We start from the raw sequence: 3,766 nt of genomic DNA, 5'->3' as shown, positions 1-3,766 counted from the left end.
GGGTGGTGCGGGCGTTCTTGTGGAGACGGATCAGCATGGCGGAGCCTCAAGCCAGTGAATTGAATACCTCGCGGAGCAGGCTCCGCGCCTCGAAGAGAGCATAGCTTCTAACCGGAATATAATCACACGGGACCAAACACTAGCAAAGGGGTTCACGAATTAGACGAACAAATTTGTATGAAATATTTTCCTGTTTTAAATGCCGCCATTGAGCTTATCGCCGAGGAAAGGATTGCCCAAGTGGAAATTGAAAAAAGACGGAAAGCGACTCAGGATACCCTTTCCAAGATTTCAGGCGAAGTTAAATAACTAATATCTGGCACGCTAGCAGGGTTGGGTACACTACAAATCCTACTTCATATCAACCAACCCACACGCGCCATGACCCACCTTTCTGGGTTTCTGTTTGAAGTCCTGTTGAGGGAATGCCATGAGTGCATTAATTATCAGACCTGCAGGTCGGGCATGTACTCATGCCCGACGCCCCCGGTGCCGAAATGTCGGGCATGGGAATACAGCTCGACCTACGGAACTGTGTCAACGCTTCGGGCAAGGTAAATTGAACGGTAGTCATAAGGGGGTTTCCAAGAAGTTAAGACAATTCAGTTTTAGGCGATTTCCGAAAATGCTTGTCACCGTTGATCTGGATGTAGGATGGGTAGAGCGTACTCGCCAAACCCATCGAGCCGGACACAGGGTGATGGGTTTCGCTTCGCTCTACCCATCCTACAGGTATGTCTTTTCCTGGAAATCGCCTTAGGTTAGCCCCGAGGCAAGGGGGGTGGCAACCGGATAGAGACGAATCCTACACGGGTTCACCGCCCCGACTCCCACCCGCTAAACTATCCCCTTCCCCTGCACCCGCGAGACCACCACCATGTCGATCAAAGTCCGCTATTTCGCCTCCCTGCGAGAAAAAATGGGCCGTGTGGAAGAAACCCTCATGCCCGAGGGCATAAGCACCGTAGCCGACATCTGGAAGGCCGTGGACGAAGGCCGCCCATTGCCCGAAGAACTCCTCTGCGCGGTCAACATGGAATACGCCGACCCCGCCACGCCCATCCGCGACGGCGACGAAGTGGCATTCTTCCCGCCGGTCACGGGAGGTTGAGCCGATGATCGAACTACGCGGCACGCCCTTCGATCCTTACGCGGAACTGGTCCGCCACCAATCCGGCGACCTGGGCCACGCCGGAAAATACGGCGCCACCTGCGCCTTCGTCGGCACCATGCGCGACTTCAACGAGGGCGACACAGTACACGCCATGACCTTGGAGCATTACCCCGGCATGACCGAGAAGCACCTGGAACGCATCGTCGCGGAGGCCGAGCGGCGCTGGGATTTTCTGGATGCCCTGGTCATCCACCGGGTGGGCGAAATCCTGCCGGATCAACCCATCGTCTTGGTGGCCGTGTGGTCGTCGCATCGCGGCGCGGCCTTCGACGCCTGCCGGTACATCATAGAGGAGTTGAAGCACCGGGCGCCGTTTTGGAAGAAGGAAACCTTGGTTCAGGGAGAACGGTGGGTGGAGAAAAATACGGAAGGCTATTGAGGCAACTTTTGGCTCGTAGTCCCGCCTTCAGGCGGCGTAAGTCTCCCCTAACTCGTTGGACGCGCTGATAAATACGCCCGGTCCAGCATGCCGAACAAGAACCGGAAATGGAAGCCGACACCCGCCAACACGGCTAGATGGAACAATTCATGCGGTCCCACCACACCTGAAATGAGGACCGGCCAGCGCAGGAATTCCAGCACGGCCCCCGCGCTATAAGACAGGCCGCTATAGACAAGTGGCCGGATCAAGCCAAAACCGTAGCGGCGCCACAACGCGATGCCGGACCCCAGGCCAATCCAGCCCATGCCGAGATATAGGCTCAGGCTGAGCCATTCCGGGATGGCGTCGAAGAAAATCACCGTGAGCGTGATGCTCGTGGCCGCCAGCGTCCAAATCAGCGCCAGCACGCCCCAGCGGCCCCAGCCTTTAAACAGGATGTAGTGGGTCGGGGTGAAGCTGCCCGCGATCAGCCCGAAAATCGCGGCGTGGTCCAGCCGCTGCAAGACTTGCCGGCCAGTGCCGCCGATTTCGAGCAAGTGATAAACCCCGCTCATCGACAGCAGAAACAAGCAGGTGAAAACAAAGACACTGAGGGACGCTAGCCGGGCCGCGCTGCCCCGGCCTTTCCGCAGTAGGAAAAAACCGGGGACGGCGAAAACGCCCGTGCTGAGCAGGTGAGTGAGGGAACTGACGGGGTCGGAGAAGCCGGGGATGGGGTAGATTTCCATGGCGGGTCCGTTGCGGCCAAGAATCGGCGGGCATAGGGACATGCCCGCCCTACACGCTACATCTAACCGAAGATGGCCTTTACCGGCAACCGCTAGCCCGGCACCACCTCGCCACCTTCCAAGCTGTCGTTCTCGGTCAACATCCGGATTTCATTCAGCGAGCGGTACACCGTGACCACCCGGCGGCGCGGGTCGGCCACGATGACCAGCCGAGTGCCGGACTCCAGCCACTCGACCACCTTGTCCTGCACTTCGGAATAGGTGTCGCCGGGCGACAGAACTTCAATCGCGAGGTCCGGGGCACCGGGCCAGAATTTGGGGGTGGGACCGATGGCTTCAAAGCGTTCCTTGGCGACGAAGGCCACATCCGGGGCGCGGACGGTGTCGGGATTGGATTTGATCTTGAAGCCGGTTTCAGCGCCAAAGGTCACGCCCAAGCCGTGATCTTCCACATAAACATGCAGGGAAGCCGCTATCCGTAGCGCGATGATTCCATGCTGTGAACCTGCCGGTGCCATACTCGTTAATCCCCCCCTAATCAGTTCATGGCGCAGGCCATCGTCCGGCCTGAGCCAGAGTTCGTCCGCCGTAATAAGCCTTTCCATTACCGCAACCATCGCCGCCTCCCGCCCGTGGTTAAGGGCTAGCCCTGCAATTTCTGCTTCAACAACTCATTCAACTGCGCCGGGTTGGCCTTGCCGCCGGTCGCCTTCATGGCCTGTCCGACGAAGAACCCGAACAGCTTGTCCTTGCCGCTGCGATAGCCCGCCACTTGGTTCGGGTTGGCGGCGATGATTTGGTCGATGATGGCCTCAATCGCGCCGGTGTCGGTGATCTGCTTGAGTCCTTGTTTCTCAATGATGGCGTCGGCGCTGTCCTGCGATTCCCACAGCGCCTCAAACACTTGCTTGGCGATCTTCCCGGAAATGGTGTCGTCGGCGATGCGCTGCACCAAGCCAGCCAGACGTTCCGGCGACACCGGGCTTTGCTCGATTTCGAGGCCAGCCTTGTTGAGCGCGGCGGCGAGGTCGCCCATCACCCAGTTGGCGCACAGCTTGGCGTCGGAGCCAGCGGCCTTGACCAGGGCTTCATAATAATCGGCCAGTTCACGGGTGGCGGTCAGCACGCCCGCGTCGTAGTCGTTCAGGCCGTATTGCGACTTGAAGCGGTCGCGCTTGGCGTCCGGCAATTCCGGCAAGCCGCCGCGCACGTCCTCGATGAAGTCGCCGGAAATCTCCAGCGGCAGCAGGTCCGGGTCGGGGAAATAGCGGTAATCGTTGGCTTCTTCCTTGCTGCGCATGGGGCGGGTTTCGTCCTTGTTGGCGTCGTACAGGCGGGTTTCCTGAACGACCGTGCCGCCGTTTTCGATGAGTTCGATCTGGCGCTCGATTTCGAAGTTGATGGCCTTCTCGACGAAGCGGAACGAGTTGAGGTTCTTGATCTCGGCGCGGGTGCCGAATTTCTCCTGGCCGACCGGACGCA

At 59.1% G+C, this 3,766-nt stretch carries 6 protein-coding genes; 3 read left to right on the top strand and 3 right to left on the bottom strand.

Translation table 11 applies throughout. From position 1 onward, the window contains the following. Positions 1-177: 177 nt before the first annotated feature. The 3 genes from ACXWUF_RS20315 (at position 178) to ACXWUF_RS20305 (ending at position 1,553) form a co-directional block, all read left to right on the top strand. Positions 178-309, top strand: coding sequence for a hypothetical protein (locus ACXWUF_RS20315; protein ID WP_458496382.1), 132 nt, complete (start codon positions 178-180; stop codon positions 307-309). Positions 310-877: 568 nt separating this feature from the next. Further along, positions 878-1,111 (top strand): molybdopterin converting factor subunit 1, encoded by a 234-nt coding sequence (gene moaD / locus ACXWUF_RS20310; protein ID WP_458496381.1) that lies wholly within the window; start codon positions 878-880, stop codon positions 1,109-1,111. 4 nt (positions 1,112-1,115) lie between these two features. Beyond that, a complete protein-coding gene (locus tag ACXWUF_RS20305; protein ID WP_458496380.1) occupies positions 1,116-1,553 on the top strand; it encodes a molybdenum cofactor biosynthesis protein MoaE in 438 nt (145 codons plus the stop codon). Positions 1,554-1,600: 47 nt separating this feature from the next. Here the strand turns inward: ACXWUF_RS20305 and trhA are convergent, their stop codons facing one another. The 3 genes from trhA to gatB all read right to left on the bottom strand — a co-directional run. Then, positions 1,601-2,326 carry a PAQR family membrane homeostasis protein TrhA gene (gene trhA, locus ACXWUF_RS20300; RefSeq protein WP_458496379.1) on the bottom strand — a complete coding sequence of 242 codons (726 nt, stop codon included), beginning with the start codon at positions 2,324-2,326 and terminating at the stop codon, positions 1,601-1,603. 50 nt (positions 2,327-2,376) lie between these two features. After that, the gene (locus ACXWUF_RS20295) at positions 2,377-2,889 is read right to left on the bottom strand and encodes a Uma2 family endonuclease (RefSeq protein ID WP_458496378.1); all 513 of its coding nucleotides are present in this window, start codon (positions 2,887-2,889) and stop codon (positions 2,377-2,379) included. A gap of 38 nt (positions 2,890-2,927) precedes the next feature. Next, positions 2,928-3,766: Asp-tRNA(Asn)/Glu-tRNA(Gln) amidotransferase subunit GatB (gene gatB, locus ACXWUF_RS20290; RefSeq protein WP_458496377.1), on the bottom strand; the 839-nt coding region annotated here is incomplete at its 5' end.

The organism is Methylomagnum sp., from assembly GCF_054333355.1.
Note: the sequence above shows the minus strand (reverse complement) of the source record. Positions and strands in the feature narration are given on the sequence as shown.